This window comes from Pedobacter sp. GQ55 (assembly GCF_059758925.1).
Map to the genome: position 1 here is coordinate 156,313 of NZ_JCAXEI010000009.1, position 25,220 is coordinate 181,532.

General features: G+C 42.7%; 28 protein-coding genes. 22 read left to right on the forward strand and 6 right to left on the reverse strand.

The window, feature by feature from the left end:
* Positions 1 to 3: 3 nt before the first annotated feature.
* The 4 genes from AC6CH7_RS20920 to AC6CH7_RS20935 all read right to left on the reverse strand — a co-directional run bounded on the left by AC6CH7_RS20920 (position 4) and on the right by AC6CH7_RS20935 (position 5,895).
* Positions 4 to 3,342 (reverse strand): SusC/RagA family TonB-linked outer membrane protein, encoded by a 3,339-nt coding sequence (locus tag AC6CH7_RS20920; RefSeq protein ID WP_498264576.1) that lies wholly within the window; start codon positions 3,340 to 3,342, stop codon positions 4 to 6.
* A 219-nt stretch (positions 3,343 to 3,561) separates the two neighbouring features.
* The gene (locus tag AC6CH7_RS20925) at positions 3,562 to 4,722 is read right to left on the reverse strand and encodes a FecR family protein (protein ID WP_498264577.1); all 1,161 of its coding nucleotides are present in this window, start codon (positions 4,720 to 4,722) and stop codon (positions 3,562 to 3,564) included.
* Between the two features lie 101 nt (positions 4,723 to 4,823).
* Positions 4,824 to 5,423 carry an RNA polymerase sigma factor gene (locus AC6CH7_RS20930; protein WP_498264578.1) on the reverse strand — a complete coding sequence of 200 codons (600 nt, stop codon included), beginning with the start codon at positions 5,421 to 5,423 and terminating at the stop codon, positions 4,824 to 4,826.
* Positions 5,424 to 5,511: 88 nt separating this feature from the next.
* Positions 5,512 to 5,895: a hypothetical protein gene (locus AC6CH7_RS20935; RefSeq protein ID WP_498264579.1), complete on the reverse strand. Its 384-nt coding sequence runs from the start codon at positions 5,893 to 5,895 to the stop codon at positions 5,512 to 5,514.
* 160 nt (positions 5,896 to 6,055) lie between these two features.
* On the opposite strand from AC6CH7_RS20935, the gene AC6CH7_RS20940 reads away from it, so the two are divergent.
* The 9 genes from AC6CH7_RS20940 to AC6CH7_RS20980 all read left to right on the forward strand — a co-directional run bounded on the left by AC6CH7_RS20940 (position 6,056) and on the right by AC6CH7_RS20980 (position 12,988).
* Positions 6,056 to 6,418 (forward strand): hypothetical protein, encoded by a 363-nt coding sequence (locus AC6CH7_RS20940; RefSeq protein WP_498264580.1) that lies wholly within the window; start codon positions 6,056 to 6,058, stop codon positions 6,416 to 6,418.
* 724 nt (positions 6,419 to 7,142) lie between these two features.
* Complete coding sequence (locus tag AC6CH7_RS20945) at positions 7,143 to 8,210, forward strand: hypothetical protein (protein WP_498264581.1); 1,068 nt, start codon at positions 7,143 to 7,145, stop codon at positions 8,208 to 8,210.
* 274 nt (positions 8,211 to 8,484) lie between these two features.
* A complete protein-coding gene (locus AC6CH7_RS20950) occupies positions 8,485 to 9,414 on the forward strand; it encodes a DUF8464 domain-containing protein (RefSeq protein WP_498264582.1) in 930 nt (309 codons plus the stop codon).
* Positions 9,415 to 9,656: 242 nt separating this feature from the next.
* Positions 9,657 to 10,070, forward strand: coding sequence for a plasmid mobilization protein (locus AC6CH7_RS20955; RefSeq protein WP_498264583.1), 414 nt, complete (start codon positions 9,657 to 9,659; stop codon positions 10,068 to 10,070).
* A gap of 128 nt (positions 10,071 to 10,198) precedes the next feature.
* A complete protein-coding gene (locus AC6CH7_RS20960) occupies positions 10,199 to 10,498 on the forward strand; it encodes a hypothetical protein (protein ID WP_498264584.1) in 300 nt (99 codons plus the stop codon).
* Complete coding sequence (locus tag AC6CH7_RS20965; protein WP_498264585.1) at positions 10,461 to 11,642, forward strand: relaxase/mobilization nuclease domain-containing protein; 1,182 nt, start codon at positions 10,461 to 10,463, stop codon at positions 11,640 to 11,642. Before AC6CH7_RS20960 ends, AC6CH7_RS20965 begins: the two co-directional genes overlap by 38 nt.
* A 17-nt stretch (positions 11,643 to 11,659) precedes the next feature.
* On the forward strand, positions 11,660 to 12,337 hold the full coding sequence (locus AC6CH7_RS20970; RefSeq protein WP_498264586.1) for a ParA family protein: 678 nt from the start codon (positions 11,660 to 11,662) through the stop codon (positions 12,335 to 12,337).
* Complete coding sequence (locus AC6CH7_RS20975) at positions 12,324 to 12,683, forward strand: hypothetical protein (protein WP_498264587.1); 360 nt, start codon at positions 12,324 to 12,326, stop codon at positions 12,681 to 12,683. The genes AC6CH7_RS20970 and AC6CH7_RS20975 overlap by 14 nt, the downstream gene beginning before the upstream one ends.
* Positions 12,680 to 12,988 carry a hypothetical protein gene (locus AC6CH7_RS20980; protein WP_498264588.1) on the forward strand — a complete coding sequence of 103 codons (309 nt, stop codon included), beginning with the start codon at positions 12,680 to 12,682 and terminating at the stop codon, positions 12,986 to 12,988. Before AC6CH7_RS20975 ends, AC6CH7_RS20980 begins: the two co-directional genes overlap by 4 nt.
* Here the strand turns inward: AC6CH7_RS20980 and AC6CH7_RS20985 are convergent.
* Positions 12,978 to 13,580 (reverse strand): energy transducer TonB, encoded by a 603-nt coding sequence (locus tag AC6CH7_RS20985; protein ID WP_498264589.1) that lies wholly within the window; start codon positions 13,578 to 13,580, stop codon positions 12,978 to 12,980. The genes AC6CH7_RS20980 and AC6CH7_RS20985 overlap by 11 nt on opposite strands.
* A gap of 138 nt (positions 13,581 to 13,718) precedes the next feature.
* Here AC6CH7_RS20985 and AC6CH7_RS20990 point away from each other — a divergent pair, with 138 nt between their 5' ends.
* From AC6CH7_RS20990 to AC6CH7_RS21005, 4 genes are all read left to right on the forward strand, one after another.
* A complete protein-coding gene (locus AC6CH7_RS20990; protein ID WP_498264590.1) occupies positions 13,719 to 14,021 on the forward strand; it encodes a DUF4134 family protein in 303 nt (100 codons plus the stop codon).
* A 63-nt stretch (positions 14,022 to 14,084) separates the two neighbouring features.
* Positions 14,085 to 14,390, forward strand: coding sequence for a DUF4134 domain-containing protein (locus AC6CH7_RS20995; RefSeq protein WP_498264591.1), 306 nt, complete (start codon positions 14,085 to 14,087; stop codon positions 14,388 to 14,390).
* Between the two features lies 1 nt (position 14,391).
* Positions 14,392 to 14,718: a plasmid transfer protein gene (locus tag AC6CH7_RS21000; protein WP_498264592.1), complete on the forward strand. Its 327-nt coding sequence runs from the start codon at positions 14,392 to 14,394 to the stop codon at positions 14,716 to 14,718.
* Positions 14,675 to 17,164, forward strand: a complete 2,490-nt coding sequence (locus tag AC6CH7_RS21005; RefSeq protein WP_498264593.1) for a TraG family conjugative transposon ATPase — start codon at positions 14,675 to 14,677, stop codon at positions 17,162 to 17,164. The genes AC6CH7_RS21000 and AC6CH7_RS21005 overlap by 44 nt, the downstream gene beginning before the upstream one ends.
* Positions 17,165 to 17,220: 56 nt before the next feature.
* On the opposite strand, the gene AC6CH7_RS21010 is transcribed toward AC6CH7_RS21005, so the two are convergent.
* Positions 17,221 to 17,664, reverse strand: a complete 444-nt coding sequence (locus AC6CH7_RS21010; RefSeq protein WP_498264594.1) for a hypothetical protein — start codon at positions 17,662 to 17,664, stop codon at positions 17,221 to 17,223.
* Between the two features lie 159 nt (positions 17,665 to 17,823).
* Between AC6CH7_RS21010 and AC6CH7_RS21015 the strand changes: the two genes are divergently transcribed.
* The 9 genes from AC6CH7_RS21015 to AC6CH7_RS21055 all read left to right on the forward strand — a co-directional run bounded on the left by AC6CH7_RS21015 (position 17,824) and on the right by AC6CH7_RS21055 (position 25,205).
* A complete protein-coding gene (locus AC6CH7_RS21015; RefSeq protein WP_498264595.1) occupies positions 17,824 to 18,399 on the forward strand; it encodes a hypothetical protein in 576 nt (191 codons plus the stop codon).
* A gap of 2 nt (positions 18,400 to 18,401) precedes the next feature.
* Complete coding sequence (locus AC6CH7_RS21020) at positions 18,402 to 19,166, forward strand: hypothetical protein (RefSeq protein WP_498264596.1); 765 nt, start codon at positions 18,402 to 18,404, stop codon at positions 19,164 to 19,166.
* A gap of 249 nt (positions 19,167 to 19,415) precedes the next feature.
* On the forward strand, positions 19,416 to 20,093 hold the full coding sequence (locus AC6CH7_RS21025) for a hypothetical protein (RefSeq protein ID WP_498264597.1): 678 nt from the start codon (positions 19,416 to 19,418) through the stop codon (positions 20,091 to 20,093).
* Positions 20,094 to 20,097: 4 nt separating this feature from the next.
* A complete protein-coding gene (locus tag AC6CH7_RS21030; RefSeq protein WP_498264598.1) occupies positions 20,098 to 20,874 on the forward strand; it encodes a hypothetical protein in 777 nt (258 codons plus the stop codon).
* 21 nt (positions 20,875 to 20,895) lie between these two features.
* Positions 20,896 to 22,050, forward strand: coding sequence for a TraJ family protein (locus AC6CH7_RS21035; RefSeq protein WP_498264599.1), 1,155 nt, complete (start codon positions 20,896 to 20,898; stop codon positions 22,048 to 22,050).
* A 15-nt stretch (positions 22,051 to 22,065) separates the two neighbouring features.
* Positions 22,066 to 22,680, forward strand: coding sequence for a conjugative transposon protein TraK (gene traK, locus AC6CH7_RS21040; RefSeq protein ID WP_498264600.1), 615 nt, complete (start codon positions 22,066 to 22,068; stop codon positions 22,678 to 22,680).
* On the forward strand, positions 22,658 to 23,098 hold the full coding sequence (locus AC6CH7_RS21045; RefSeq protein ID WP_498264601.1) for a hypothetical protein: 441 nt from the start codon (positions 22,658 to 22,660) through the stop codon (positions 23,096 to 23,098). The genes traK and AC6CH7_RS21045 overlap by 23 nt, the downstream gene beginning before the upstream one ends.
* Positions 23,099 to 23,145: 47 nt before the next feature.
* Positions 23,146 to 24,366 carry a conjugative transposon protein TraM gene (locus AC6CH7_RS21050; protein WP_498264602.1) on the forward strand — a complete coding sequence of 407 codons (1,221 nt, stop codon included), beginning with the start codon at positions 23,146 to 23,148 and terminating at the stop codon, positions 24,364 to 24,366.
* Between the two features lie 20 nt (positions 24,367 to 24,386).
* Positions 24,387 to 25,205: a DUF4138 domain-containing protein gene (locus AC6CH7_RS21055; protein WP_498264603.1), complete on the forward strand. Its 819-nt coding sequence runs from the start codon at positions 24,387 to 24,389 to the stop codon at positions 25,203 to 25,205.
* Positions 25,206 to 25,220: the final 15 nt, after the last annotated feature.

Sequence of the window (25,220 nt, forward strand, 5' to 3'; positions counted from 1 at the left end):
TATTTAAAAATTTACATTAAGACCTACAGTAAAAACCCTCAATTGAGGAATGCCTGAACCTACTAATCCCCCTACTGTTTCAGGGTCAAGTCCATTATATCTCGTGATTGTCCAGAGATTCTGTCCCTGTAAATAAAGACGAAGATTTTCCAACTTGGCCTTTGTCAAGATTGACTTAGGAAATGTATAAGATAAACTTGCATTCTTCAATCTGATAAAAGATGCATCTCCGTAGGCAAGATCACTATTTCGTGCATTCTGATAAGCTAAATCACCATCACTTCCTCCAACCGAACTAAACTTCTGAATATTACCATCATCACCAAGTTGCCTCCATCTTTTCATTACCTCGACAGATTGATTACCTCCTGTTTCTGAAAAAATACCTGGTGTTGTTGAATAACTAAATAAATCAACTAGCCCCAACTGCTTAGTAAATTGAAAAGTAAAGTCCAAACTTAGTCCACCCAATGAAAAAGAATTTGTAATGCCTCCAAAACGATTTGGATTTATATAAATAGTCTTAACTGAGTTTGGAACAGTTGAAGAATTTTCAGGGATTCCATCCCCATTTTCATCAGACCCCTCGAATTCGTAATAGCCTGTATTTTGGTTGATACCCCTGTATGAGAAAAGGTTTGTCAAACCAACAAATGGCTTACCAATTGGTTCATTTTCATACGATTGAATAAAGAATCCTGTTGTTGGCAATGCCAAAAGCTTATTTTTTAGATAACTAAAGTTTATCGAAGTAGACCATTTGAAATTTTTACCCTCAACATTAATTGTGTTAAAAGCAAATTCCCATCCCGAATTCTCAATATTCGCGGTTTGATTGGCAATAAAGGAGTTTGCAGAATTCCCAGCTGTTTGGGGAAGATATTGTCGGCCAAGTTGGTTTGACGTGCGATTACGAAAATATCCAAAATTAAAAAGTATTCGGTCTTTAAAAAATCCAAGATCTAACCCGAATTCTGCTTTATTTACATTTTCCCAACTGTAAAAAGGATTGGCTACACCTTGGATCTGCAACGATTTCACTCCTTGATAACTTTGATTAGAATTCTGAATTATATAATTTTCCAGAAACTTATAGTCACCAATTCGATCACTACCTGTTGTTCCATAACTGGATCTAAGTTTCCCAAAACTCAAAATGTGGGTAATCTTTTTAAAGAACTCTTCACTTGTAAATAGCCAAGCACCTGCCACCGACCAAAAAGTACCAAACTGCCGATTAGGGCCAAATCGACTGCTACCATCGCGACGTATATTAAAGCTTGTTAAATACTTATCATTCCAATTGTAGCTCAATCGTCCAAAAATTGCGTTATATTTATATTCGTTTTCAGTGTGACCATTACTATAAATATCATTTGCAGCAGTTAAGTTGCCGACTAACGCATCACTCGCAAAATTTGAGGCAATCAAACCGACAAAATCACTTTTTTGATATTGAAGAGTACTTCCTATTAATGCTGTAAAACGTCCCTTTAACAGGATGCCGTTGTACTGAAGTTGAGGTTCAATGCTTCGAGAAAGTGAAGAATTAGTATTGTAATCATATCGCCTTAATACATTTCCCTCTATTTCTACCCGCTTCGGATCAAATGACGTTAACATACTTTTGCTATAAAAATTACCTTTGAGTTCGCTTAGTCCAGTTAGAGTTGTTAAAATTAAATTTGATGTAATTTTATATTGTAGGTCAACACTAAAATTTAAAACGGTAGTATTTGCATTTTGTGGATTTTGTGTAGCAGCAAATGGATTCTCCCAAGTAGCTAATCCAGTAACAGGATTAGACTGCCAGTTCAACTGTCCGTTTTCATTATAAATAGAAGGAGCATTTGGAGGTAATAGTATGGACGGCAGAACATTTAAAATCTTATTCTGGTTATTGGTATAACCCGTATTGAGTGCTATCCTGAATTTTTGATTTGGTGTACTGGCTGTCAAATTTAAGCGTCCGGTTGCATTATCAAAATTTGTAGAACCTGGCAAAACATATCCCTGGCGGTTGTATCCCAAATTGAACAAATATTGAAAGTTTGTTAAACCGCCTGATACAGATGCCTGAAGTTGATCTGATTTAGCCTTTCCTCCCCAGAATACCTCCTGCCAATCTGTATAACGATTCTGGTCCCACACAAAAAGGTCGGGTGCAAGCTCATTTCTCCGTGCAGGATCATCATAAGGCGCAACATCGAAATCAATTCCGTCATTTTTATAAGCCTCCTTTCTCATTTCCAGGTATTGTTGAGTATTAAGCAAATTCATTTTCTTCGCTACCTCTCCAAAACCAGATGAAGCATTTATCGAGATTCTGGAATCTCCCACCTTACCTTTTTTCGTAGTGATGAGGATTACCCCATTGGCGCCCCTAGAACCATAAATAGAAGTGGCATCCGCGTCTTTCAGCACATCTATTGAAGCAATGTCACTGGGATTGAGAAAGCTTAAAGCAGACGAGGCAGTCGTGTTCCCCATGCTTCGATTAGCGGTAAAAATATTATTTTCATAAGGAATGCCATCGATAATGATCAGTGGCTCCGTAGTAATTGTACCGTCATCACGCCTGCCAACAATACTGTTTTGTCCCCTAATCCGGATATTAACAGCCGCATTGGGCGTTCCATTGGATGGCATAATGTTCATGCCTGGTATCCTAGCCTGAAGTGCCAGCAATGGATTGTTGATGTTCTGTTTTTCTATATCCTTTGCAGAAATCCCATCAATAGTACCGGTACTTAATCTTCGGTTAGTAACGCCATATGCCATGACCTGAACCTCGTCCAATTTCGAATCACTAAGCTCCAACTTCACAAATCCAATATCATCCACAGCCTTCACCTCTTTCAGCTTATACCCAATATAAGTGAACTCCAAAACCGCTCCCTCGTCTACATTCTTGATGTAAAACTCACCTTTAGCGTTCGTCAGTGCGGTACCCTTACCACCCTTTACCCGCACCGTAGCACCCGCTAAATACTGATTGTTCTCATCAATCACCACACCATGGACATCAATAGCTTGAAGTCTTGCTATTACTGTTTCCAGATATGATTTCTCATCTTTGCGTTTAATCATTACAGTCTTATCTGAAACTTCGTAGATCAATGGTTGGCCTGCAAATGCACCTTGTAATGCCGTTTCAATGGTCGCGTTATTAATTTTTAGATCAACCGGATTGGCTTTATTTATAGTTTGGTCACTATAGACAAAATCATAACCGCTTTGTCTGCTGATTTTTTCAAGCACCTTGCGTAGTGATTCCTGTTTTGCATTTAAAGTGATTTGAGCATTGCTAGATGCACTTACCTGCAAAAGGAAAATTGTCATTATGAGTATGGTTAGCTTCATAATTCGCAAAATTTGTCGGGTTTGCCGATAGGCATATACCCCAATTTTTTGATTAATTTTCATTAACTTTGGTTGTTTGGTTCTTGTTGATGTTGATTGTCTCGCAAGGATGATTTTTAACTGAACCAGGCGCAAAGGGCGGGAGTAGGTCGAATCATTCCCGCTTCTTTACATTCTAGCCAGTCGTTTTGTAGAAGTCTATGGCATAACTGTAATTTTCCTCCCTTCTATTTTAAAGTGAACATCTTGTGTATAGGTAATCTTTTCCAATATTTTTGATATGTTATCAAATCGGCTGATCGAACCAGTAAATGTTTTACTTGAGAAGTCGCCTTGATATATTATTTCTGCATCATACCAACGTGATAATTTTCGCATTACGCCTTCAATTGGTTCGTATTCAAACACAAACTTTCCATTTTTCCAGGCGATTGCTTTGTCGCCGTCAAATGCCGCAATTGTAGTTTTCTTTTCTTTGTTTGTTGTTGCTTGTTCTCCTGGCCTCAATAAAGAATTTTCATTAATTTTTACCGACCCCTCTAACAAGCTTGTTTTAGTTAAAGGTTCGTCAACATATCCGTTTACATTAAAATGAGTGCCTAGAACTTCAACATCTTGTTTTGTGGTGCTCACAATAAAGGGATGAGCTTTATCTTTTGCAATTTCGAAGTAACCTTCACCATCAAGTTTTACCCTGCGCACCCCGTTCTCAATTAGGGTGGCAGAGTAAGTTAAACTTGAAGCGGCATTTAGCCAAACCAAAGATCCATCCGGCAAACGCACTTGGTATGTTTCTCCTTTAGCTGTAGATAAAGTATTTAGTTTATTTGGCTCAGTTTTCGATCCTTTAATTTCATATACCAATTGGCCATTTGCTGATTTAGTAATGGTTACACCAGCCTCCTTAGCCAACTCACCGTTAGCGGCATCAGTTAATCTGATATTCTTACCACTGGCAAGGGTCAAGGTAGCGCCTTGTTTGCCGGGAGCAATGTCATTTATTTTAACGATTTGATCCGTGGCGACTTCATTTTTATTATTGAAAAACCATATTCCTGCAGAAGCAATCATAGTAGCAACGGCCGCAGCGATTAAGATTTTTGGCCAAAGTTTTTTAGTTATTCTATTTGCATCAGAGGGATGGTTGATAATATGGCGATAAATCTCTTCTGAGCGGTTTCCGTCTAAGTGCTGTAAGTCTTTCTCTAATATTTGGTAATAGCTATTATCAATGATATTTCCTAATGCATCTTTTAGTGAAGGGTCATGTATAATTTTTTGCCACTCATCGAGTTCTTCAGAGCTCGCTTTACCTTGCAGATATTGTTGATATAAATATGTTAGTCGTTCTCTTTCCATTTTTTGTGATGATTTAGCAATTTGATCACATTTAGTTAACATCTCTTTGGTATAAGACGAATCTCATATGGCCTTCGGAGTAATGGAAATGAAAATAAATTTTAAAGTATTTTTAAAAGAAGGATAGTAACCGCGATATCGCTGTTTTTAAGGATGTGTGCGCGTAAAAAACGCAGCGCATGTTGCATGTGTGTTTTAACGGTCAGTGGAGACAGGTTAAGTTTTTCAGCGGCTTCCTCATATTTTAAACCTTCCTGATGACAGAGTTGATATACTAATTTTTGCTGAGGCGGCAACAATTCGATACCTGCTTGTAGAAGCTCTTTGGTGTCATTTAAAATGATCGATTCTTCTGTCTCGTTATGTTCTTCTGTCCAAAGTTTTGTATTAGTTAGACCAGATTTGATTTCCCTCTGTTGTTTGCGCAATGCATCTAATGAGCGGTTCCTGGCAAGTGTAACCAGGTAAGCTTCAACATTGCTGATTTTGTTTAGCGCATCACCCATCAGCCAGAGCTTTAAAAAACTTTCCTGTACCACTTCCTCAGCCATTTGTTTTGACTTTAGCAATCGCAAAGAAAATGTGTAGATCTTTTTGTGGTATTGATAATAGATTGTACCGAATGCAAGCTCGTCCCTTACTGCTATTTTTTCAAGCAGTTCCCTTTCTAAGGCTAAGCTATTTGTATCGTGCATGCGCATGATCATTCAGTTTTTTTATGCCGTGAATCTATATGGGGATGTACATTAAATTTACGCAATTATTCTTTTAAAATCAATCATTTTGCTTTTACACTAGGCGTGGATCTATCAAACTCCCAAACCCTGCTGATTCCATAAAATTAACATACTCATGGATCAGCAGTATATTAAAGCCGGGCTTCCTTTCCAGGTCAGCTGTCCGTATATGTACCAGGTCTTTTAAACTTTTATATCCTTGCATCTTTGCAGCTTGTTTAAATTCCAAACTCAAACTGAGATTATCTATATTCTCAGTTAGTACAGTTACATTACAATCCCTCATTGGTATTTCATATTTATACTGCCTGTCCCTCAACAGTCCTGTAAAACGAAATAGCGTGGGACACAACCATAATCCGTCTTGGAGGCTCTGGTAAGCCCGAAGTACAGAAAACAGCTGCGCCCACGCTATTGCGCAGGCGAGCAGCATCATTTTCCTTGTACTTCTTTAAAATTTACCAGATTTCCAAGACAAGTTCAAATAGCCGTCGCTATAAAATATTTTATAATTACAAACATAAATATTTCTTAGCATAGTAGGTAAATACATCAGTTAAAAACGCTGGTGGTTGTATGCGCCGCTATAACGCTGTATGTCAATTACCTTAAGTCTCCTAATGGCGGATACGCCGCGTATAGACCATTCGCTTTCAAATCCACATCATTTCTTTGCTGCCATGAAACTGAAAGAATTTAGTTTTCTGTTGAAAGATGCAGTGATCGGCGGGACCGACAAAGCTTTGATCGCATCCGGCCAGTTACCGGACACGTTAACCAAGGCACAGGCATTTCGCCTGTATGGTCAGTCCAACGTCGAACGCTGGATCTCAGAAGGTCTGATCAACCCGGTTAAGCACCGTGGCAATAGCTCCAAAAAGTTTATTGACCGCTTAAAGCTTGAAGCGGTGGCCAGGGCCCGCAACAGAACAACATATCTGCCAGTCTCTGAAAGATAGGGGTTTCTTAGATCGTTATCTCCTATCTGTTCTTTCTCCTGCTGGGTAGAAGCGTTATTCTGGCAATGCCAGAAAACTAAAGTGCAGTTGCCATCCATTCCCAACTGATTTTGAAGAATCTATTGGCAGGATGTTAGTGAACCATAGGCAGCCGGTTTCGGCAAGGAAGGTAAATTCCTACGTGTGTACACCTCAGAAGGCAAAGGGAGACTTGGACTTACATCCAGTCTCCCTTTTGTATTTCTACAGCTTTTCATCCTGACCTCGGATTAGCTGCAAAGTATATCTATCTCAGGATCTTCCACTGTACAATGGGCTTTCCCCATCCCAACTTTGGTGGGATCTCTTGATCTTGCTAATCATCAAGCCATCCTTTCAATTATTCAACACCTCATCAATTCAACTCACCGCAAAGCAAGCCTCACCGTACATACAACTTATGTATCAACTGTCAAATCATACACTCATCCTTTTATTGCAAAAAGCCGCCGAACTCGGCGCTAAACAAACCCTTTGCCGTACAGGTAAATTCAAACCGTACTTAACCAAATCCCAAGCTTTCCGTGAATACGGCCGTCACAACATTGAGTCCTGGATCGAGCAAGGTTTGATCACACCCCGGAAAGATGGTGATCATTCAGCCTGTTGGCGGATCGACCGCATCGAAGCTGAGGCAATCAAATACGCCAGGGATTTAGTAATGTACTTCTGATAGGGTTAGTAAATGGACATAAACTCATTAAGCCGGATAGACCGGGCAGTTGCAGATAATATCAAAGATATTCAGCGATCCTTTGGTTCGCAGGCTGGACTGGTACAAGATTTCATTGTCTTTATCTCTCGGCGGTTGAAAACAGACTTGTTCGGTTATACCAGGTTTACCCTTCAGGATTTTTGCAAACAAACCGGGCGTCGTAGACAGGAACTTGCGCTCATTCATCCTGACATTGCCTCCGGCAAAATCCTGGCTCCGGTAATTCGTGGCTATGCGTTCAATACGATCATTGACTACGCCTTATACAGTATGATGGAACGAAACATCATCTTTTCTACCCGGTATGATGTAAAAGAAAAAGATTCAGTCATCGAAATGCACAATTTCCCGATACTGAAAGACCTTAAACTGAATTTCAATCGAAAAGACAAAGAGCAGAAAATCTACGAGATCAGGCTTTCTGATGAATTGTTGCAAGGGTTCCTCAGCAGGTATTATACCTTAGATGTTGAAAGTTATCGCCTCGTAGGTAAAGGACGTAGCGGTGAGGGACGCAAAAAGCTACTGCTCTATCTATCCAAACTGAGTCATGTGCTGACCACAACTGGTCAGACTGAAACTATTTTACCAATAGACCGGCTTTGTCATTTTGCTGATATCACCGATCCCAAACCATCGCATAAAAAGCAGAGCTTATTTAGAATGCTCAATATCATATGTGGTATCGGACAATTCCCTATGCACTTTGAGTTTTTGAGTAGTGCCTCATTTATGGTTCGATTGAGTTTCTTTACTCCGGTTACCAAAAGGTCATTTCAGCTGGAGCATAATTTCTATTTCAGGCTAATGTCCGGCCTTCGTAGCATCCATGCAGCAAAAAAAACATCCCAGCTAATTATAGATGAAGATCCCTTTCAGGCATGGTTGGTATCGTCACATATCGATACTGAGGCAAAGGCCCAGGTTCTCGCCCAGGCTTATTATATAACCCTGAATCTGACCATTACGCATACTTATGCAATCCTACTGATCAAGAGTAACGAATTTCTGAAACCCTTCCGGGAGCTTGTCCGCTAGTGCGCCTCAGATGTCCGTTTCTGCGGATGCTTGTCCACTATTGCGGTAAAGTATAGACTAGATGTCCAGCATTGCGGCTTTAAAGTCCGGTATTGCGCCGGTTCAGCCATTTGATGTCCGCTTTTGCGCCGGTTTAAATTCAATTTGGTTCGTACCCTACACAATGTCCGGTATTGCGCTGTGAAAATTGGCCCTAATCTCTATCCCACCCTGATTGATGTCCGGTATTGCGGCCAATATAATAGATTAATAAACTTAATAATTCTTTGAAATCATGATTTCCCTGACAGAAAAAGCAAAGCACATTAAAAGCAATGTTTCATTAACTGACTTCTTAAACCGCCTCGGATTTTCACCACACGGCAAACCCGCCAAAGAAACCATGTACATCAGCATGCTCCGCGATTCCGATACCAACGCTTCTTTTGCCGTAAATGAAAAATTAGGAGTTTGGTTTGACCACGGCATGGGCAAAGGCGGCAATATCCTCGACTTCGCACAACTATACTGGAAAAACATTTCCTTCAAAGAAGCCATCGAAAAGGTTGAAGGCATCTGCAATCTCACCATTGGCAATTCTGAAATCAAAAACTCACAAACTCAGCGCCCACGCATCCGCACAGCTATAAAACTACCTAACTACCAAATCCAGGAAATCAAACCATTTGGCACATCAGAAGGAATCAACGCATATCTCAATTACCGCGGTGTTTTCGAAGCCGCCAGTACTACCATAAAAGAAGTCCATTATTTCGTCGAGGACGAAAAGAAACTCCGCAAAAACTATTTCGCTGCAGGATGGCAAAACGAACTCGGTGGCTGGGAAGTACGAAACAAATACTTTAAAGGATGTCTGGGCAAGAAAGCCATCACTTTACTACCCGGTGATTCGCGACAGCTTGCAGTATTCGAAGGGTATTTCAACTATCTCAGCTGGAAAACTGAATACCCACATTCTACAAAAAGCGTGTTGGTACTCAACTCACTGGCAATGCTGGAATCAGGAATCCAAAAAGCAAAGCAGTTTTCCGATATTGAAATTTACATGGATCATGATCCCGCAGGGCATAAAGCCATGCGTGATTGGAAAGTAGCGCTACCCTATTCCGTCGACAAATCCGCCCTCTACCAAAACCACAACGATTACAACGACAAACTGGTCGCAGATCTCAAATCAGAAAGGATGAAAAACATTGGCCGGTAAACCGGAAATTCATTTCATGAATTTATCCCAGATGAATGCTTTCACCCGTGACCTGCAAAGCAAAAACAAACCGTTTGCATACTCGCACCCTGCTTTGACTTTTACTTTGCAAGATGTCTTTTCGTCCGACAGAAATTGCTCCGCAACACCTGACAGTCGAAAAGTGATCTTGCCTTAAATACCTGCGTCTCTGCGTTCCTGGGTAATTAAGGAGTTAAGTCTGCTCGCAACTCACAGACTTTATGGAAGAAAAATATATACGGCTCAAAGGAAGGCCGTTAATGAAAAGCGGCAAACGGACGAAAAAAGTCGATGTCCGTTTTACTGACGAGGAGTATATGTTGATCATGGATTTGGAGAAAACCCTGGGTATCAGTAAAACGGACATCATCCGAATGCGTTTACTTAGTGGCACTCCCAATATCGTCGTCAACGCCAAAACAATGATCAACCAGCTTGATTTGGTCGGCGCTGAACTTGGCAGAACCGGAAACAACATCAATCAATTAGCCCGGTATGCGAATACTTTGCAAAAACGCGGATTGATGTCCGTGCAGATCATGGAACGTTTTGAGATCTTATTTCAAAAACATATTGAGGTCCAAATGTTGCTTGAAGTGTCCCTTCGAAAAGTCATCCGGCAGATGGGTAAATGAAATCATAAGTTCAAGATCTCATCAACTCATGAACTCAGCTACTCAATGTTGAACTCAGCAAATCAAAGGTTCAACAAATCAATCGCTCAACTAATCAACTTTCAATTACCATAAACTCAATAACCGTTATGAAAACACAATTTATCATCGATCTGCCAACGCTGGCATTAATCCTATGGCTGTACTTTTCCCTGAAGTGGTTTTATTATGTGCTTCGCTATTTCTATCCTAATCCAAATTTATACTGGCGTTTTGGATATTTCGCTGGACATTGTGCACTTGCCGATGCCATACGACCGCAGGTAAAGGAATTGGTCAAAAACTGGGACAAAATCAAAACCCAGCTTGAAAAACTTAACCACTCTGAGACAACAGCCGCGGATAAAGCTCATGATTGTAAAGTTTCTGGCCAAGAGCAAAACGTTTAAAGGGGTACGGTATAACACCAATAAAGTTGATAAAAACAAGGGTGAGCTAACGAAGGTCTCCGGTTTCGGTCCACTGCAAGGCCTTTCTCAGCTCATGCCTCAGGACTACATCAATTACCTGAAGCTAATTTCTGGCAGAAATAAAAGAATCCAATATCCCCAGCTCCATTGCATTATTTCTGCAAAGGGGAAAGAAAAAAGCAAAGAAGAACTGACCGATATCGCAGGCAAATGGATGAAACAAATGGGATATGCTGACCAGCCTTACCTTGTCATTTTCCATAAGGATACCCGAAACCATCATGTGCACATTGTCTCAACCAGAGTTGACATAGTTACTGGTAAAAAGATTAATAGTGCTTATGAAAGGATTCGTGCACAAACGGCAATCAATAATATTTTGAAGCTCGATCCAGTTCAAAAAGCTAAAGATGACCTGGAAAAAGCATTGAAATATAACTTCCAGACTAAAGTACAATTCATGATGATCCTGGAATCTGTGGGCTACGCCCTGAGCGACGAACAAGGAAAACTCGAAATGTTCAAATTTGGTCAGAACTTACTTGAAGTGGATCTTGCCTTCCTTTCTCAACGAAAAGCTAACTATCAAGTTAACCAGGAAAGGGCAAGCCAAATCACGGCATTCCTTCATAAATTCCGCCGAATGCATTCCGCTCAGCTTCGCCCGGAAACCGTTCCATTGCCAGGTGGTTTGCAAATAGAAACGATTAAATACACCTCTGATCTTGCTGTTTTCTTGAAGGATAAATTGGGTATTCAGCTGATCTTTCATAGTAAGTCCGGCAAAGCCCCATATGGATATTCCATATTGGATCATGCTAAGGGCAATGTTTTTAAAGGAGGGGAAATTATGGACTTACAAATTTTAACTGAAGACTTGGGTATTGCAACCAGCAGAACAGCTCCGTACCGATCCGATTTGACAGGTAATATTCCATACCTGCCTCACGAAATGGTTATAGAACATTTGCCATTTTCTCCAGATGGCTCGCTTTGTCCTGAAAGGACGTTCACGCCCTATGAGCCACCAATAGATATCAACATCTCAGATGATGTTGATGACGAAGCGATACATGGCCGTAACCGCCGCCGATCAAAACAAGCCAGAACCAATACCAGGTAAAACTTAATCCTTAATTTATGATCATACTAATTGGAAACCAGAAAGGTGGTGCAGGGAAAAGTACGCTCACTTTATTGCTGGCAAACTTTCTGACTTCGCGGAAAAACTGTAATGTCACCGTGCTCGATATGGACTACCAACAGTCCCTCGCTCAAAAATTTGAGCGGGCTAAACTCTTGGAAAATCAGGAAGCTTATCAGGTGATTGCAGCCAGTCTGGAAAAGTATACTGAGCTACAACCTGTGCTCAGTGAGAATCCGAACGACTTGGTACTCATCGATCTGCCAGGTAAACTTGATGATGATGGATTGATTCCGGTGTTTCAGGGAGCGGATCTTGTAATCTGTCCGTTTTCTTATGACGAATTCAGCTTCAAATCGACAATCCTGTTTGCTGTTGTGCTCAATAAAATTAACCCGGAGCTGGACATAGTGTTTGTGCCAAACCGCATTAAAGCTAACGTCCGCTATGAAACTCAAACTGATGTCGAAGAGCAACTTCGAAAATTTGGTTCTGTCATGACAGCACTTCCGGACCGGATCGACTTCCAGCGGGTGAGCACTTTTGCAACTCCTGAATTGATTTTACCAGTAGTGGAACCTGTGCTCGAACAATTGTTCGTAACCCACTTTGCTTTTCTCCTCGATGACCTTACCGCAGCAATGCTAAACGACGATTACGATGAGCAAAATTAAATCCCTTGCCGACCAGCTTCGCGACCGCATGGCAACACCAGAGGTGGTCTGGCCAGCAACAAAATCAAAAGTTCTTGTTGCCAGGAACTTAAAATCTTCAAAAAAGTTACCTGACGATTCCAGTTCAAATTTGCTGCATTTGATTCAAAATTACGACAGCTCAACAAACCGGGCAATGGTACATGTCAAGCTGGATGATGCTACAGCCAAACTGGTCAGTCATTTCAAAATGGCAACGGGGGTAGACAACATCCGATTGGTTGCTTTCTCTGTTAAACATCTGTTCGACACCAATCCCGAACTCAAAGACATCATTAAACAATACACTCAAAACTTAAAACTATGAATTTAAACTGGGTCACTTTCATGACCATCACCGGTGCCGGATACGTGTGTTACTACCTGGCGCTAATTATAACCGATACCTTGTTCGCTAAAAAGTTTACTGCTGAAAAGGATGAGATTCCTGTGCTAACTTTTACTGAGGCCCGGCCTCCCGAAAAGGTAAGTCTGGAAGATGTCGGAAGTAAATCTGTTGCTGCTAATAATACCGGACAAGCGTCAGTTGGCATAGGAGGTGTCTCCCTCCAGGATCTGTTCATACTTGCCCGTCAAGACGCCGTGGAATTCACAAAATCTGTTAGCTTTTAAGCGGAGGCAAATGGGAAAGCTGGAAAGCCATTTTAAGCTGAACCCTGACGTCCACGGGCTTGCCCTCCACTTGAACCGGAAGCCAGTCTGAAGGGAGTAATTTGAAAACCCGCAGGCCTTCTTCTTCCAGTCCATGACCATTGGTGCTGATGGCTTTTTCCTCGGTCAACTTGCCCTCCTTGTCAATCTTAGCTTCAATTACCACCCAACCCTGTACGTTGTTCTGCTGCGCATCTGCTGGATACCGGACACTGCGTACCAGTACTGATACAATCTTCGCATCACCACCAAGGTATACGCCAATGCTCCCCAGCTCTTTAACCACCTGTCCCTGTTCATCTAGCTGCTGGACAGAAGTGATCATTTTATGCACATCGTCCTGCAAGAAAGTCTGTGTTTTGAAGTCATATTTCTGAACCACTTTACCGCCGGCATAGGCTTCCCATACACCAGCTTTGACACCTTGCTCAAACTGTCCTTTTTCTGAATAAGAAGAAATACTTGCAGCATATGGCCCGTGCTTAATGTTTGGATCAGTTTTAAGCACAGCATACTTTTCACTGACGGTAAAGTAATCATTCTTACGCTTCACAGAAACGGTTTTTGTTTCCTGGGACTGGGCCGTGGAAAAGATCAACGGCAGTAGAGCTACAAGGCTGAGCGTTTTAAAATTGAGCATATCAGATGGATTTGAGTGTGAAAGTTAATCACAAAAAATGAATTTCAAAACATGCCAAAAACAGCTTTTATTTTTCTGATCATACCGCTGTGTTTGCTCATCATTCCGGCGTATGGTCAGCCCGGAATCGCCGAAATGAACCAGGCCACCGGTAATCTGCGCCAAAGCTTCTTTTCCGCCAGGGATGCCAGCATGGTACTGGCTGGCATTTTTGGCATCACAGGTGCTGTTAAAATTTATTACAACTGGCAAATGGGTAAAGAACGCATCACGCCGGAAGTTGCCGGCTGGTTCTTTGCCTCATTATTCATGATCCTTGCAAGTCCATTTCTCCAAGCTTTACTGGGCATCTAAACCTGCCTCACTTCCATGCCCAGCCTTTTTAGGCTGCTTAATACCGCTTTACCATACTTTACTTTGCAAACAAAAAAACACTTGCTCGTAATGGCCGTTCTTATGGCCATTACCCAAACCGCTGCTTTTGCCCAAAGCGGCGTCACCGGTCTCAACACCGCAACAACTACCCTTAAAACCTATGTCGGCCCCGTAACCAACACCACTCTGGTGATCGGCGGCATTGTGGGCCTCGTCGGTGCCCTGCGTGTCTATTCCAAATGGAACTCCGGCGATCAGGACATCAACAAAGAGCTGATGGGCTGGGGCGGTTCCTGCATTTTCCTGGTGCTCTCTTCTCTGATCGTAAAAGCATTCTTTGCACTGTAAAATGGAAAGATCGTTCAATGTTTACAAGGGGCTGCAAAAGCCCCTTGTTTACCGGGGTTTCGCTGGAAAATTCATTTACTGGGGCATCGCATCGCTACTAGCCGGACTGGTACTAGGTTCATTGGCCATTGCTCTGATCAATATGCTTTTCGGCGTATTCGTCCTGGCCACATGTATCGGCGGAGGGCTGTGGTACACCGCATCCCAGCAAAAGAAAGGCCTGCACCAAAAAACCCGTGCCACCGGCATCTATCATTTCAAATCTAAAATCAACCCAAAAGTTTATGGCAAAGCACAACGAATTCCGGATGCCTTATATCGGCATTGACCGGTATCAGGATATGGACCTGCTATACGGACTGAACGGCGAATTTTCAGTAGTCATTCGGATGGTCAACCCGGTCGTACAATACTCAGGCTCCCCCGAGGCTTATTATGAATTTCACAGTTTGTTCAATAACATCCTGAAAATCCTGGGCAGTGGTTATTTATTGCAAAAGCAGGATGTGATCTGTAAGTCTGTTTACCCTTACAAACCGGCAGCCGAATATTTGCAGGACAAATACAACCAGCATTTTTCTGGCCGTCAGGCTATACAGATCCAGACCTATCTGACAATCACCAGGTTGGTAAAGAAAGGTTCATTTTACACCCATGACCCTAAATTGCTGGTTGATTTTAAACAAGATGTGGCCAAGGTGATGGCGGTTTTGGGAGCCGCTGGCGCTGACCCACGGCTGCTAAAAGAGAAGCAGGTCAGCGACCTGATTAAGCGTATACTCGGAATGACCTTCACAGATCCCACAATTTCTCTCAACAACATTTCTGTTACGGATACCCACCTGAATTTCGGAAAACTTTCCCTTCGCAGTATCAGCCTGATTGACATCGATAGCATTGATTTGCCTGCGCTTGTAAGTAACAATACGCATTTGAACGATAACGATACCATTCGGGGGTTTCCTGTTGACCTGCTTTCCTTCCTGATGCGTTCGCCCGATTACCATAGTATCCTATACAACCAGCTTATCGAAATTCCTGTCCAGCCAGCAACACTGCGCAAACTGACCTTAAAGCGCAAAAGGCACTCTGGCATTCCTGATCCCGCAAACAACCTCTGCGTAACTGACATCGATGCTCTGCTTAATGATGTTGCTAAAGATAACCAGTTACTGGTCAATGCGCATTTCAACATCTTGATTACTGCTGAAGACACCAAACTACAGGCCGCCTGTAATTTTATCGAAAGTGAGTTGTTTCAACTCGGCATTACCCCCGGCAAAAACGCCTACAACCAGCTTGAACTGTTCCGAACCGCTATTCCGGGCAATGGTGTAGAACTAAAATCTTACGACTGGTTTTTAACTACCAGTGACGCAGCGCTGTGTTTTCTTTATAAGGAATCCTTACCTATTGATGATCCTTCTGATTTCCTGATCCGCTTTACAGACCGCCAGGGTATTCCTATAGGTATAGATATCTCCGATCTGATGATGGAAACGGGTAGGATAGTGAACCGGAATAAGTTCGTCTGTGGGCCTTCGGGTTCGGGTAAGTCCTACTTTGTCAATAATCTGGTCGAGCAGTACATGTTGGTCAATATGGATGTGGTGATTGTCGATGTTGGACATTCCTACTCCGGACTGTGTAAATATTATGGCGGCAAGTACATCACCTATAGTGAGCAGAAGCCTATTACCATGAATCCTTTTTCCATTGCCAGGGAAGAGTACAACATCGAAAAGAAAGATTTCCTGATTACACTGATCTGTTTGTTATGGAGGGGAACAGAGGGAACCGTCAGCCAGATTGAGCGCGACGTTATTTCGTTGGTAATTTCTTCTTACTTTTCGCAGTACTTCAGTTCAGCTGCATCTGAAGCGGCAGAAAAAATTGAGGCTTTAAATTTCAATACTTTTTATGAATATGCACTGCTGCGTATTCCGGAGATCAAAGCTGAAGAACAGATTCCTTTTGATCTGGAAGAATTCCGGTTCGTACTGAAAAAATTCTATTTGGGCGGAGAATATCAGATGCTTTTGAATGAAGCGGCTGATCAATCATTACTTTCAGAACGCTTGATTATTTATGAAATTGATTCGATCCAGGACAATAAAATCTTGTTCCCAATAATTACGGTGATCATAATTGATCTGTTCATACAAAAGATGCGACTTCGTAAATCCCAGCGTAAAGCCCTTATCCTGGAAGAAGCCTGGAAAGCAATTACCTCACCGATAATGGCTGGTTTCCTGCTGTATTTAAACAAAACTGTGCGTAAATTCTGGGGTGAAATTATCGAGGTTACACAGTCTTTATCCGACATCATCGGTAACCCTATTTTAAAGGACTGCATCATATCAGAATCGGATACCGTGATCTTATTGGATCAGCGGAAATTCAAAGATAAGTACGATGAGATTGCCGCACTGCTTTCCATTAGTGACACCGAGCGCAGAAAGATTTTTACCATCAACCAACTGGACAACAAAGCTGGTCGAAGTCGTTTCAATGAGGTGTATATCAGGCGCGGCAAAATCGGTGAAGTATATGGCGTCGAGGTCAGCCAAGCTCAGTATCTTGCATACACTACTGAAAAACCGGAGAAAATGGCCGTTGAGGTGTATACCGATTACTTCGGGTCTTATACGGAGGGCTTGGATGCTTTTATGGCTGATCTGAATATTAGTGGACTTACTATGGGAAAATTCGTTTTAGAAATCAACCGTACAGGTCACCTTTATCAGTCCGATCTTAAAACTGTAGTCTTATGACTTTACTGCAGATCTTCACAAAAGCGAACTCCTAATTGCCAGAGAGCGCTGGATGTTTAGGTTCCCCGACGCGCCTCAAATTTCTGGATCAGTAGCACCTTAAATCTTGCGGTTTTTCCGTCTTTGGTTCCCGGAATATATTTAGGTGCGTGCAGCAGAAGACCACGAACACGATCTCCAATTACGGAATTGGTATTTTTATCAAATCGGGTTTGGGAAATAGTTCCGTCCCGCTCGATGTAAATCCAGATCTCAACCTCCCCCTTCGTCCCGTTATCGATTTCTTTTTGTGTAAAGCGGAATTTATCCATGATGTACCCCTGAATTCCGTGCTCCTGCCCTGGAAATTTTGGGATTTTGACATTGCCATAATACGGACGGTTTAAATCAATGATCGTGGTATCTGCCTCAATGAAAGGTTTATCCTTTTCCTGGGCGAATAGATTTGAATTGAGAATAACAAGCAATAAGATGCTGTAAAATTTGGAGAGAGGTTTCATAAATCTTGTAATAAGAGGTTGAGTTAAGTTACGGTTTTATCAATCACTAAAAACAATCAAATGTGTAAATATTTTATCATGGCTATGATCCTGATGATGAATAGTCAGTTACCGGGATTCTCCCAAACTCTTTACATTGATCCCGCTACTTCTGCGGCCATGTACACGCACAGCGCTACAATTGACGGACAATTAAACAGAACTAATAACAACCTGACCATGATTCAGCGGGGACAAATGGCGGTAACCGGCCAATTGGTCATTGTCAATGACTTACAGGATCGGATTTACCGTGGCCTTAGTGAGGTATCTGCAATCCTGCACAACCTCACCGCCATTAAGGAAATCACTGATATCGGGGTAGACATTGTAAATGACATCCAACAAACAGTCAGCATCGCCAGATCAAATCCTGCCCTTTTGCTATTCGCCGAAGAAGGAGCCCGTGAATTCAAAGTCCGGGCAACAAGCCTCGCACTTGAGGTCAGTGGCTTTGCCCTGCGTGGCGGTGGTTCCAACCTCATGGATAGCGGTGAGCGTAGTAAGCTCATCAACCACATTGCTTCAGAACTTCGCATTCTGCGAGGTGTTGCTTACGGAATGCACCGTGCGATGTACTGGGCAAAAATGCAGGGCATCTGGCGTGCACTTAATCCCTGGCAGTCCTGGATAAACGTAGATGTGCAAATTGCCAACGATGTTATCCGTGAAGCGAAATATTTAAAAAGGCCATAATTATGAATAGGGCTGTTTCTTATACGAATGCATGGTTTGCTTACACCAAACCTGCTTCTGCTTATACTAAAATTATGAACACACACCTGGTTTTAAAATCTATGATCACATTGATCCCGATGGTTTTCGGTTTGATATCAGGTGTGCCGCACAGCTATGCGCAAAAGAAAGCGCTAAATATTGCGGGTATTCACCAATTGGTCTCTGAGTCTAAATCCGAATATGACCGGCAAAACAATACCCGAAACAATCAGGGGGTAACCACGGCAAATGAGCAGGTCAATAAAACGATGCTGGCGAAACTGAAAAACAAATACCGTGAGCTCCAGCAGCGCTTTCAGACACTGGGTACTTTAATCGATGCTGCTAAGATTGGTATTTATGCCGGTCCCCTAGTCAATCGTATCGTTCAGAACCAAATGGAAATTTACCACATCGCTCAGCAGGATCCACTTTTCATCGCCATGGCTTATCAGTCTGAAAGGGGTTTTGTGGACCGGTCGACGTCACTGGTAAATTATCTGATAGGGCTTTGCGCCAGCATTGGTGTTGTCAATCAAATGAAAGCTTCAGATCGAAAGATCCTGTTTGATCATGTCCTAATGGAACTGAACAGCATTCAGGAGTTATCGGCAAAATTGCTCAGTGCCATGCAGGTCAGTCAAACAGCAGGCAATCTGCGAAGCCTCAATCCATTTCAAAACTTCATCGATCAGGATAAAGAAATCGTGAAGGACATCATAACAAACGCCCGTTTTCTCAAATAAAAAATAAAAGCTGGCACATCATCCAAGGCAACCAGCTTTTCCTAACTAAAACTAAACTATAAACTATATCTTTTATTTAATCTATTCTTTACTGCCATTTACAAGCGGCATGCCATTTAAATCAGGGCTTTATTGGTGCGCTATGGCGGTTCTTCTATCACGGCATTGTACGGATCCGGACATCATGGTCGATCCCGAACAGCGCAGGTCCTTTATAAACCGATTTTACCTTCTAAATATTTATTGATAATGATGACACCACAGCATACGCTGTTATCTCTTTTGATGGCTGCAGGGCTAATCAACCAGGCGGACGCGCAAAGGATTGTTTATGACAAAAAACACTTTCAGACCGTAAATGAAAATGCGGTAGCAAGACAGGCAGCCGAGCTTACCCACAACCAATACCTCGAAAAAATTGATCAGAACCTCCAGACCATTAACCTGAACGTGGGTTCCGTAGTGGTCGCACAAACGATCATTTATGACGGGCTTTCCAACGTCAATTCTGCATTAAAGAATGGACTGGCTGTTCAGCAGCTGGGAACAATCGTCGCTGACCTGATCAGTTACAGCAATCAAATGGTACTAATGGGTAGATCGGAACCTTACTTGCTCTTGTTTGCAGAAGATTTTGGAAACCAGATGAAAGCGCGGTCGGTTCGCTTAGTAACCGAAGTTTCTGGCGTTGTGCTTAAAGAAGGCAGCAATGTGCTTGCCGATTACAATGCCCGTGATCAGCTTTTACGCAAAATAACCCAGGAGTTGCAATTGCTGGTCTCGCTAGCTTATGGCGCATGGAAGGCGATGTATTGGGCCAAAGAACGCGGCATTGTAAAATCACTTAATCCGTTTCAGGAGTTCATCAATCAGGACAGAACTCATGTCGAAGACATTATCCGCAATGCAAAGTATCTTAAAAAATAACCTTATGAAAACACTTCTAATTTCCATTGCCCTCTTGCTGCTGGAGCAACTTGGTTTCGCCCAGCTTGCCATTGAAGACAAAGCCATGCGATACCAACAGGAACGCATGGTCTTCAAACAATGGGACCGCGGCAAGTTTGAACCCACATCCGGCTGGTTAGGGATCAATCCATATTACTGGCTAACTTGGGGCTTGCATCCGAATTATCCCAATACGGACCGCAGGCCGCTAAGTTCCTGGGGTCCACAAACCCAAAGGCTTGGATTGGTCGGTGCCATGAACAGCACCAGTAACGCATACAGGCTGGAGGCTGATACGCTTCGCAATACCGCATTACTGGAAATTACAAATTATAGCGGTGCTGTTTCAGCAGCAGATCCACTTTGGATGCTCTATTATAGCAAGGAACTCAGGCCCGTCCTCGAATTCTCCGACGCTTCAATTCTTGGCTCATTGCCTCCAGCTGTTCGCAGTAAGGTCATTGCTGAAGGTGTGTACGATTGGTTCAAAAATGAACTGACAATTCTTAAAGAGCGAATCAATGGCGCAAGAACTAGCAATATGGACCGGGGTTCCCGCATTCTGGCTTATCACCGCATGTTGCAGGAATACCGCAGTTTACAGGCGTCCTGGACCAGCCGAACAGCCACTGCTTCTGCAAATCAAAGCAAAGTCAGCCAGCAGGAAAAAGTTAAAGCCAACAATCTAGAAGTTGGCAGCTGGACTCCAGCCTCTGACGTTGAAATCGCTAAAGAGGTATTGCGAACCCGGAAATACTAATTTCAACTTAAACTCATTTTTATGAATAAACTATTGATGACAGCATCTCTGCTGTTCATGGGCATCGCCATGTCTTATGGCCAGACTCCGGCATCCAATTATAACAAATCCCTGGAATTTCTCCAGGGCAACGGTGTGTATGAAGAAGGTGTCATGACCTTTCTTTCCGGTTTAAAAGATTCCATCTGGACACATTTTGATTTATTTATTACCGACGCCAAAGCACTTGCTGCCATTTTCATGATCATTTTCTTCGCCATCAAATCCTATGAGATGATGTCCGGTGATAAAAAAATGGAAGTAATGCCTTTACTCAGGCCATTTGGCCTGACCATGATCATCCTTTGGTGGGGTGCCTTTGTGAAGATGGTGGCCTTCCCGACAGATATGGTTGCCCTCAAAACTGAAGAAATGTTCAAGAGTGAGCAAACAAATGTCAATAACTTACGCCTCAACAGGGCAGATTATATGAAAAAGGTTGCTGACGCCTTATACACTTATCAGGCGCAAACCGAAGTTGCCGAAAAAGAATCGGACACCTGGTACGGCCAGGCCTGGGATTCGGTCACAAGCACAGTGAAGGAAGGTATATCGACTGTGATAAGTCCGCTTATCGAACTAAAAAACCGGATGGCCATCGGCATACAACTACTGCTGACTCAACTTTTGGAGATCATTGCCCTCTGGATCCTTCGAATAGCGGTGTATGTCATTTTTATCATTCAAATAATTTATTCCAGCATCCTGATCATTCTCGGACCATTTGCCGTCGCCGTCAGTATTTTACCCGCTTTTCGTGATAGCTTCAGCACCTGGATTGCCCGCTTCATATCGGTAAACCTATATGTTGGTATCGCTTATCTAGTGATGTATATAATGGCGCTGATGCAGAAATATGCGATGCTTTCTGAGATCAGCAAGTACAAAGAACTGCTTGGTCCTGATGGCTCTGAGGGCGGACTCGCCAAAATGGCAATACTCGCCGGCAATGGCATCATGTCCTTTGGAACTGTAATTCTAACCTTTCTGGTCAGTGCCATTTGCATGTTCACAGTACCCAGCATCTCCACCTGGATCATCTCCACATCCGGTATCAGTTCTGCCGCATCCGGATTTGGCAGGGGTTCTGTCACCGTGATCAATGCCGTCAAAAAAGCATCCGGCAAATTCTTTTAATCCTCAACCTATTTTATGATCATCAAAAGTATTGAAAGCAAGATCCGCCTTGCCACAGTCGTCGCTATATCCAGTATTGTACTGGCTCTGTTGATTTCCTGCGCTGCACTCTTCTCTGCTTACAAGCAGGTAGCCGTCGCACGGCAAAGTGTTTACATCCTTGACAACAACGTGCCCATTCTAGCACGCCAAACCGACATGCAGATGAACCGGCCAGCAGAGTATAAGGCACACGTCGATTTGTTCCATTCCTTTTTCTTTTCACTCACCCCGGATGATAAATACATCCAGCACCAGATGAAAAAGGCCATGTACCTGGTGGATGAATCCGGCGTTCAACAAATGATCAACCTCAAAGAAAAAGGCTATTTCAACTCTATACTGTCCAGTAGCTCGGTGCTGACGCTCGAAACCGACAGCATCACCTTCGATGTTCCCCGAAAATACTTCCGGTACTATGGTAAGCTTAAGATCGATCGCCGGAGCGCTACCCTGATTCGATCCTTGATTACCGAAGGTTACCTGAAAGACATCCCCCGTAGTGACAACAATCCCCACGGCCTGCTGATCACCGGCTGGAAAACAATTGAAAACAAAGACCTCGAAAATGTTCAGAAAAATACACTCTAACCGGGATACGCATGATACCTTATTGTCCGAGCTCAACAAGGAATTTGGCATTTACATCGGCAAATTCAAAAATTGGTTTACCGCAATATGCTTGCGTTATCCAAAGCAGGTTTATAGCCTGATGGTGATACTGCTTCTTTCTTCATTCGTGTTATCATTCCTTCTGTTTCAAACGGAAAAACCAAATCCACAAATAAGCGGGAAACAAAATGTTAGTCAATGTAAGCCTTCACCGATCCAGGATGGTTTCGGGCAGATCATGCAAAAAAGCATGGCATTAAAAGAGGCTATTGCATTGAAAAGCCAAGTCGAAGGGTTTTTGGCTCAGGGCAACCTCTCAAAAGCTGACAGTGCTGCACTAGGCAAGGCAATTGACCGTCTGCATGAATTGAGCATTTCCAAATCAATAAGTCAATAGCTCAGGTTCTCCGCAATTCATAAACTCAATTATTCAGTAACTCAGCAATGAAAATAAAGTTCAATCAACCCAAATACATTATTCCTTTACTCATCTTACCCTTCCTTTTTCTCTTTTTTTACGTTTACCAACTTACTGCTGGAGAACCAAAAACACCGGACAAAAAACACGATGGGATTCAGGATCAGGTCGGCACGGCATCTGCCGAAATACAAAAAAAAGCCATTGATGATAAGCTCGACGCCTTTAATGAGCATTTCCGTGAGGCTGATGGCAATACGGCCGTCAACACCATTAGCGATGAGGCGTACAACCTGGATTCCATAGATCACCTGATGAAGCAGCGTTTTTCAGGTTCACCGCCAGGAACACCAGGCACTTTTCCCTACGCGGGTGGTCGAAGCATTCAGCAGCAAGGTATCGGCCGACTTTCCCTCCAGGACCAGCAGCTGGCCGACGCCTTGGCACAACTCAAAAATGGTGGTAGTCAAACCGGTCTTAATTACCCTGGAGCCAATTATCCACCATCAAGGTATCCGGATACCTATCAAGCACCACCGCCAAAAGAGAAAGATCCAATGGAACTGTTTAAGGCGCAAATGAAGTACATGGACAGTTTGAGCAAAGCAGCAGATCCGGAAGTCCAGGCCGAAAAAAAACGGCAGGATGCGTTAGATAATGCTGAAGCGAACACAAAGAATAAACTCAAGCTAACTGTTCAAAAGGACGCGCAGCACAATGTGGTGTTCAATACCTTAAAACCTGCTAAAGCTGACAATTTCATAACGGCTGTAATTGATGAAAACCTGACTGGATATGCCGGTTCGCGGATTCGCCTTCGTCTTCTGGAGGATATTCGTGCGGGGAATCAGCTGGTAAGAAAAGGCACGTTTCTGTACGCACTGATCAGTGGGTTTGGGGATCAGCGGGTAACGCTCACTGTACAGTCTATTCTCCAGGACGGGAAAATCCTACCCGTGAAATTAGACTTGTACGATACCGATGGCCTGCCCGGACTATATGTTCCGGAATCTGCATTTCGTGAATTCACCAAGGATCTTGGCGGCAACTCAATGCAAGGAGTAAACATTCATGGCAACAGTGCCAATGCCAACCAGTTTCTGATGAGCAGTATCGACAAAGTCTTTCAGTCGACCTCTTCCGCCATAGCCACACTAATCCGCAAAAACAAAGCAAAGATCAAGTACAATTCCTATATCTACCTGATCGATACCGAAGCACTCCAGAATCAACAAAAAGAATATTAATCACTCACAAATCATCTAATATGCAACTTAACTTTTTCCCATGGATAGCCCTAATGCTATTAAGCTTTTCTCTTTCTGCCCAAACTTTGCCAATTGTTGATCTGCCGGAAAACATCTCTTTTCACTTCATTTCTCCAGAACCCATCCAGTATGTGGACATCTCCAGCAAAGCCATTGCTGGTGATCTGCCCATAAAAAATGTCCTTCGCGTTAAACGCATACCTGATACCCTGAGACAATCACTGTCGTTAAGCGCACAGGATGTGATAGTAACTGTTGCTGGGGAAAGCTTTATTGCGCAGTTTAAGATCCGATATGTATCTCCTCAAGCTGGCGACGAATACAAAACGCAGATCGAGATCCTGCCTGATCACATGAAGCCTTTAGAAACTGGTGTCAGCCTTTCCCATCTCCAGCTTGAACGATTGGCATCTGCGCTGCTTTTCAAAAAGCAAGAAACCAATATAGCCCGGACTAAAGCTTTTGGACTAACCGGTAAGATTAACCACATCGCAACTTTTGGCGAATACATTTTTGTTGACCTTGGTTATACCAACACTACTAACTTGAAATACGACACCGACGAAGTTCGTTTTAAAATTGAAGACGAAAAGATCAACAAAGCCACAACAAACCAATCAATTGAAATCAAGCCTGAATTCACGCTTTTTAAAAACAACACCTTCAAAAAGAATTTCCGGAACATCTACGTGTTTAAAAAGTTCAGCTTCCCCGGCCATAAAATCTTGAAAATTGAGCTCAACGAAAAGCAGATTAGTGGCAGGGTAATTACATTAACGCTGAAGTATAAGGATGTGCTGGAGGCTGACATAATATAAGTTAAAACTTCATCA

Excerpts from the sequence above, each read along its gene's own strand:
- AC6CH7_RS21035 (WP_498264599.1), top strand. The coding sequence starts at position 20,896 with ATGAATAAACTATTGATGACAGCATCTCTGCTGTTCATGGGCATCGCC.
- AC6CH7_RS20970 (WP_498264586.1), top strand. The coding sequence starts at position 11,660 with ATGATCATACTAATTGGAAACCAGAAAGGTGGTGCAGGGAAAAGTACG.
- AC6CH7_RS21010 (WP_498264594.1), bottom strand. The coding sequence starts at position 17,664 with ATGAAACCTCTCTCCAAATTTTACAGCATCTTATTGCTTGTTATTCTC.
- AC6CH7_RS21000 (WP_498264592.1), top strand. The coding sequence starts at position 14,392 with ATGGAAAGATCGTTCAATGTTTACAAGGGGCTGCAAAAGCCCCTTGTT.
- AC6CH7_RS20975 (WP_498264587.1), top strand. The coding sequence starts at position 12,324 with ATGAGCAAAATTAAATCCCTTGCCGACCAGCTTCGCGACCGCATGGCA.
- AC6CH7_RS20950 (WP_498264582.1), top strand. The coding sequence starts at position 8,485 with ATGATTTCCCTGACAGAAAAAGCAAAGCACATTAAAAGCAATGTTTCA.
- AC6CH7_RS20955 (WP_498264583.1), top strand. The coding sequence starts at position 9,657 with ATGGAAGAAAAATATATACGGCTCAAAGGAAGGCCGTTAATGAAAAGC.
- AC6CH7_RS20965 (WP_498264585.1), top strand. The coding sequence starts at position 10,461 with ATGATTGTAAAGTTTCTGGCCAAGAGCAAAACGTTTAAAGGGGTACGG.
- AC6CH7_RS21005 (WP_498264593.1), top strand. The coding sequence starts at position 14,675 with ATGGCAAAGCACAACGAATTCCGGATGCCTTATATCGGCATTGACCGG.
- AC6CH7_RS21050 (WP_498264602.1), top strand. The coding sequence starts at position 23,146 with ATGAAAATAAAGTTCAATCAACCCAAATACATTATTCCTTTACTCATC.
- AC6CH7_RS20920 (WP_498264576.1), bottom strand. The coding sequence starts at position 3,342 with ATGACAATTTTCCTTTTGCAGGTAAGTGCATCTAGCAATGCTCAAATC.
- AC6CH7_RS20990 (WP_498264590.1), top strand. The coding sequence starts at position 13,719 with ATGCCAAAAACAGCTTTTATTTTTCTGATCATACCGCTGTGTTTGCTC.
- AC6CH7_RS20960 (WP_498264584.1), top strand. The coding sequence starts at position 10,199 with ATGAAAACACAATTTATCATCGATCTGCCAACGCTGGCATTAATCCTA.
- AC6CH7_RS20935 (WP_498264579.1), bottom strand. The coding sequence starts at position 5,895 with ATGATGCTGCTCGCCTGCGCAATAGCGTGGGCGCAGCTGTTTTCTGTA.
- AC6CH7_RS21015 (WP_498264595.1), top strand. The coding sequence starts at position 17,824 with ATGTACACGCACAGCGCTACAATTGACGGACAATTAAACAGAACTAAT.
- AC6CH7_RS20925 (WP_498264577.1), bottom strand. The coding sequence starts at position 4,722 with ATGGAAAGAGAACGACTAACATATTTATATCAACAATATCTGCAAGGT.
- AC6CH7_RS21020 (WP_498264596.1), top strand. The coding sequence starts at position 18,402 with ATGAATAGGGCTGTTTCTTATACGAATGCATGGTTTGCTTACACCAAA.
- AC6CH7_RS21030 (WP_498264598.1), top strand. The coding sequence starts at position 20,098 with ATGAAAACACTTCTAATTTCCATTGCCCTCTTGCTGCTGGAGCAACTT.
- AC6CH7_RS20945 (WP_498264581.1), top strand. The coding sequence starts at position 7,143 with ATGGACATAAACTCATTAAGCCGGATAGACCGGGCAGTTGCAGATAAT.
- traK (WP_498264600.1), top strand. The coding sequence starts at position 22,066 with ATGATCATCAAAAGTATTGAAAGCAAGATCCGCCTTGCCACAGTCGTC.
- AC6CH7_RS20980 (WP_498264588.1), top strand. The coding sequence starts at position 12,680 with ATGAATTTAAACTGGGTCACTTTCATGACCATCACCGGTGCCGGATAC.
- AC6CH7_RS21025 (WP_498264597.1), top strand. The coding sequence starts at position 19,416 with ATGATGACACCACAGCATACGCTGTTATCTCTTTTGATGGCTGCAGGG.
- AC6CH7_RS20940 (WP_498264580.1), top strand. The coding sequence starts at position 6,056 with ATGTCAATTACCTTAAGTCTCCTAATGGCGGATACGCCGCGTATAGAC.
- AC6CH7_RS21055 (WP_498264603.1), top strand. The coding sequence starts at position 24,387 with ATGCAACTTAACTTTTTCCCATGGATAGCCCTAATGCTATTAAGCTTT.
- AC6CH7_RS20930 (WP_498264578.1), bottom strand. The coding sequence starts at position 5,423 with ATGCGCATGCACGATACAAATAGCTTAGCCTTAGAAAGGGAACTGCTT.
- AC6CH7_RS21045 (WP_498264601.1), top strand. The coding sequence starts at position 22,658 with ATGTTCAGAAAAATACACTCTAACCGGGATACGCATGATACCTTATTG.